The sequence below is a fragment of the Chloroflexota bacterium genome (assembly GCA_018829775.1).
Taxonomy (GTDB): Bacteria; Chloroflexota; Dehalococcoidia; order Dehalococcoidales; family RBG-16-60-22; genus E44-bin89.
Window position 1 is genome coordinate 1 of sequence record JAHJTL010000032.1, and the last position, 5,107, is coordinate 5,107.

The 5,107-nt window shown below is 48.7% G+C and carries 6 protein-coding genes; 1 reads left to right on the top strand and 5 read right to left on the bottom strand.

The window, feature by feature from the left end:
- The 5 genes from KKD83_03430 to KKD83_03450 all read right to left on the bottom strand — a co-directional run.
- Window positions 1-200 (bottom strand): type II secretion system GspH family protein (locus KKD83_03430; protein ID MBU2535205.1); only part of this gene is annotated, 200 nt, incomplete at its 3' end.
- Complete coding sequence (locus KKD83_03435) at window positions 197-601, bottom strand: hypothetical protein (protein MBU2535206.1); 405 nt, start codon at window positions 599-601, stop codon at window positions 197-199. The genes KKD83_03430 and KKD83_03435, both read right to left, overlap by 4 nt.
- A 21-nt stretch (window positions 602-622) precedes the next feature.
- Window positions 623-1,831, bottom strand: a complete 1,209-nt coding sequence (locus tag KKD83_03440; protein MBU2535207.1) for a type II secretion system F family protein — start codon at window positions 1,829-1,831, stop codon at window positions 623-625.
- Window positions 1,832-1,896: 65 nt separating this feature from the next.
- A complete protein-coding gene (locus tag KKD83_03445; GenBank protein ID MBU2535208.1) occupies window positions 1,897-3,435 on the bottom strand; it encodes a GspE/PulE family protein in 1,539 nt (512 codons plus the stop codon).
- A 104-nt stretch (window positions 3,436-3,539) separates the two neighbouring features.
- Window positions 3,540-3,752: a helix-turn-helix domain-containing protein gene (locus KKD83_03450; GenBank protein ID MBU2535209.1), complete on the bottom strand. Its 213-nt coding sequence runs from the start codon at window positions 3,750-3,752 to the stop codon at window positions 3,540-3,542.
- A gap of 295 nt (window positions 3,753-4,047) precedes the next feature.
- Here KKD83_03450 and KKD83_03455 point away from each other — a divergent pair.
- The coding region (locus KKD83_03455) for a DUF4382 domain-containing protein (GenBank protein ID MBU2535210.1) at window positions 4,048-5,107 on the top strand (1,060 nt) is incomplete at its 3' end.

The following is a 5,107-nucleotide window of genomic DNA, read 5'->3' on the forward strand; positions in this document are numbered from 1 at the left end:
CTCTGTGCCATTCTGGCATCACGGCTAATCCAGTATCCGGCAGTCTGCACCTGGCGTACTGCGTTTATATGGGTATTGTTCCTCTCGGTACCCTTCATAATCTGAAATATAGCTATACTGGCCGCCCCACTCACCAGTACGAGGATGGTGGTAGCTATAATTAATTCGATTAGTGTGTACCCTTTTTCGCCGTTTCTCATCGGTCGACCTTATATCCTTCCAGGTTAAGGATGTCTTTGCCGGAACGTTGAATGGTTACGGTGATTTTCTGGATGCCGTCATCCGGTGTACGTACCGGCTCAGCAAACACGGTGGTTGAATACTGTAAATAGTCCTTGCCATCGGGAAGGGGCGCTGTGGAATAGGAGGTGGCGTTGTATGAATAGCTGGCGGTTTTCACCCATTCCATTTGACTTGCCGCCAGGCTCTCGGCGGTGGAGTGTTCATCGGTGATGAAGACGGATTTGGAAGCCGTGGTCAAGCCATTGAGGAAGGAAACGGAGACAGCGCCGAGGATGGCCAGGGCGATAACCGTTTCCATAAAGGTTATTCCTGACTCCCGCCGGGTAAAATTCCTGATTACTTGCCGGAATCTCATCATCAATAATTCCTCAATAAAGCATCAGAATCCCTGTCCGTAGATAGAGTACATGGCTGAAACCAGAGAAAAGGCGATGGCAGCGATGACTCCGCCGATAATCAGCGTCATAGCCGGTTGTATCAGTGCGATGAGAGAGCGGGTTTTGTCCTCAGCTTCCGCGTCATAGCTTCGGGCAACGGCGAGCAGGGTAGCGTCAAGGTTGCCCGTTTCCTCGCCGACCCTTACCATCTGCACCATCATGGGCAGGAAGAGTTTGTTTTTGCCCATTGGCCGTGATATTCCTTCGCCCTTGATCATATCCTGCTGGACTTCGGTGAGCGCTTTGGACATTGCCTGGTTCCGGCTGCTCTGGACGAGCAGGGGGAGGATTTCGGTCAGGGGCAGGCCAGAGCGGAACAGCAATGACATGCTCCGGCAGAGACGGGAAAGCTCGCTCAGGTGGATTACACGCCCGAGCAACGGCAGACGCAGGATAAGTTTATCCCATTTGGCACGGCCGTTAGGCGTTCTGATGTAGAAATAAGACAGGCCCAGGACCGCCAGCATGCCCAGCATGAGGAAAGTCCAGTACTCCTTCAGCTTTCCGGAAAGGTCGATAAGCAGCCTGGCGGATGCGGGCATCTCAACGCCCAGCGAACTGTACAGGCTGCCAAAGCTGGGCAGGACAAAGGTCACCAGAACGGCAATGACCCCGACGGTAACAATCGAGGTAATCACCGGATACATCAGTGCGCTTTTGGTCTCCTTGGCGGTGGTGACCTCTTTCTCCATATAATCGGCCACCTGGTTGAGCACCGTTTCCAGGTCACCGCTCTGCTCACCAACGCCTATCAGCCGGCAGTAAATAGGGGAAAAGGCACGGGGGTGCTTGCTCAGAGCCCTTGATAGCTGGTGACCGGCGCGCAGGTCTGAAATTACATCGCCCAGGACCTTCTTTACGGCGCGGCTGGTGGCCTGTTCCTGCAGCAGTTCCAGCGAGGCAACGATATCTATACCGGACTCCAGCAGCATGGCCATCTGCCGGTATATAAGGATGATATCCCCGGGTTTGACATGAAATAGAAACGCCTTTAACCTATTCGCATTGACGAAGGGGATATATGGTTTGAGGCTGACTGCCTGATAACCGGCATAGTTTAGCAGGTCGTTTGCCGCTTCTTCATTTGCGGCAGGAACTCTGCCTTTAACTAACACACCCTGTTCATTATATGCCAAGTATTGGTACACCATTTCAACACCTTAAAAGCAGTCCATTTGCAATTGTCAATTTGTAAAAGAATTGGGCTTTATATATCCTAATCAACGGAATAGGCGTTACGTAAAACTTCGGCAGGTGTGGTAAGATGATCCTTCACTTTTAACATTCCGTCGTTAACCAGAGGTACCATCCCCTCCTTGATGGCTTGATTTCGAAGTCCTGTCGTGGTGGTACCATTGAGCAACATCATCCGTATCTCGTCGCTAATTTGTAATATTTCAAAAAGTCCTGTTCGTCCATAATAGCCGGTATATGAGCATGATGTGCATCCGCTTCCATAAAGAAACTCTTTACGCTCATCACCTGTCTCTTTTTGATAGCCCTTCTGCTCAATCAGGGGAACCTCGGTGAACTGTGTACAATCGGGACAAATACGCCGTACCATTCTTTGGGCGACGACTCCAATAAGCGCTGATGCCACAAGAAATGGCTCAATTCCAAGGTCAATAAGGCGAAAGACTACACCCACGGCATCATTGGCATGGATCGATGAAAGCACAAGGTGTCCGGTGAGCGCTGACTGGATGGCAATTCGGGCTGTTTCCGCATCGCGAATCTCCCCCACCAGTATCACGTCCGGGTCAAGTCGCAGTATTGACCTGAGTCCACTGGCAAAAGTAAGACCGGCTTTAGGATTCACCTGGATCTGATTGATATTCATGAAGCGGTATTCCACCGGGTCCTCAATGGTAATAATATTCCTCTCTGTGCAGGCCAGGCCGTTGATTGATGCGTAGAGGGTGGTAGTCTTGCCGGCACCCGTCGGACCGCTGACCAGAATCATTCCATACGGGATTTTGAGCATTTCGTTATATTTCTCCAGGCTCTGCGAAAGGAAACCCAGTTCGGCCAGGTCCATTACGGCCCGAGATTTGTCCAGAAGACGTAATGACGCCATTTCACCATATACCGTTGGAATCATGCCGACGCGGATATCCATCGATTGCCCGGTTCTCGTCTTTACAGATAACTGACCATCCTGCGGGCGGTGGTGGTCAGCGATATTCATATTGGCCAAAACTTTAATACGTGAAATGAGCGGGCTTGCCGTCATTAGGGGAAGGGAAATCATATTATGAAGGGTGCCGTCGATGCGGAATCGCACCTGTAGTTTATCTTCCTGGGGCTGAAAGTGGATATCGGAAGCTCGGGCCTTTACCGCCTCATCGATAATTAGAGCAAGTGCCCGGGCCACCGGGGCATCGGTGACTGTACTCAGTCTAGTCTGTAAATCTGCCTCCTCTGTGTCTAAAGAGAAACTCGAAATTTGTTCCTCTATTTCTTCATATGATTGATAATTGAAGTCGATAGCTTCAATTATTTCCTCTGCATTAGCTTGTTCAGTTACAATATGCATCTGACTGCGTGCCGCGAGAGCCTCCAATGCAACAATATCTGAAGGGTTGGCCATGGCAACATGGAGCACGTTGCCAGATGACTCCAGCGGAATAGCGGTATATTTTCTGGACGTTGATTCCGGGATGAGTTTCAACAACTCAGGCTGAATAATCAGATGTTTTAGTGATTTCCCCCTAGTTTTTTCAGTCTTATGTTCTTCTGATGGTGGATTCGACATTTTTTTCCCTTTCTATCAATTTCATTCAGGCTTACTTCTCATATTAGATACTGCATCTTTGTACATACTTCTGCTACTTTCGGCAAAACATAGCAATTGAAAAATCACTGAGCTTCCAGGTCTTCCGGGTTACTATGATTGATAAAGCTATATAGCTCTTCTTTTCTGAATCTAATTACCTTTTTTGGTCCAAGGCGGTATGATTTCAGTTGCCCTTTCTTTTCCCAGCGTCTCACCGTACCAGGGTGCACGTTAAAGAGATGCGCCACTTCATTTACGGTAAGCATTCGGTCAAGATACTCTTCAACGGTTGACATAGATTTGATGGTTTCCTTTCTATAACATTAATAAACTTATTTACTCATTGGTGAACTTTAGTAAGCATTTATTATCATACATAAGTCATATTACGAAAGTGTTAAGAACAGCCCCTTGAAGATTACAAAAGCGTTACAGAGTTATTAAAGTTCATTAACGTGCGTTTCCTGTGATACTAATTACCTATGACTTTATCATACTGATGAGGTAACCTTTTTTGATTTTATTCGTTATAATATTAATGAGGAAATAAGACGTAAGGGAATTTTCATTCAGGAATTGAGGAGGACTAAGATGAAGAAATACTTAACTTTGCTGATTATTTTGGTGGTGGTGGCTTCGTTAGCCGTGGGCTGTAAAGAAACTCCGTCGCTAGTGCCGACACCTGGTCCAACGCCTGCTCCACAACCCGGCCCAGCGCCGGCACCTGCGCCAACGCCGACACCCACTCCGTCGCCGACGCCATCGCCCAGCGGAGAGGAAGATAATTTCAGGATGCTGATAAGCGATGAGGTCAATGCTATTGGAGATTTTGAACATCTCTACGTGACTATTTCCAGTATAGGTGTGCATCAGGGCGGTGAGTCAGGCATGTGGCACGTGCTTGACCCTGAGCCTGACCCCGATGGTGACGGTATTGATGGTCTGGACCTGAAGCCGTTGACGGGGCCGAATGCCATCGCCATCTGGAGCGGAACTCTCCCCGAGGGAGAGTACACAAAAGTGTTTATCTATGTTGATAGTATTAAGGGAATCCTGACCGGCGGGGATGAAATAGAGATGAAGTTGCCCAGTAACAAACTGCAGATTTCAAAGCCTTTTACCATCAGCGACTCTGTGGTTGACTTCGTCTATGATATTACGGTGGTCAAGGCGGGTAAGAGTGGAAAATACGTTTTGAAGCCCCAGATAGCAGAGAGCGGTGCTGAGCAGAACTTCAACGAGCTTAAATTGAAGGCGGGAGAGAAGCCGGAAGAGGCTGGAGAGTCCGAAGGCGAATTGAAACTCAGGCTGCAGGGTGAACCCGGTCCGGGAGCAGAAATTATTCTATTGGTCACGGACGATGGCACACCAGTAGAAGAGGCCTCTGTAACGATGAACGGTGAAGAAGTGGGAAGTACTGACGCCGATGGGCAACTGGTAATCATACTTCCAGACACTCCCGGCGAGATAGAGATTGAAGTTACGCTGGGAGACAGGAGCGGTGAAATAGAACTTGAGCTGGAGGAGCAAGAAGAAGCTGAAACGCAGTGGTTTGAAGGCACCATAATTACCCTTAGTGAAGGTGAGGAAAATTCAAGCCCTTGGGTGATGACTCTGGAAGGCATAGAGGGTGAGGTTATGGTGTATGTAA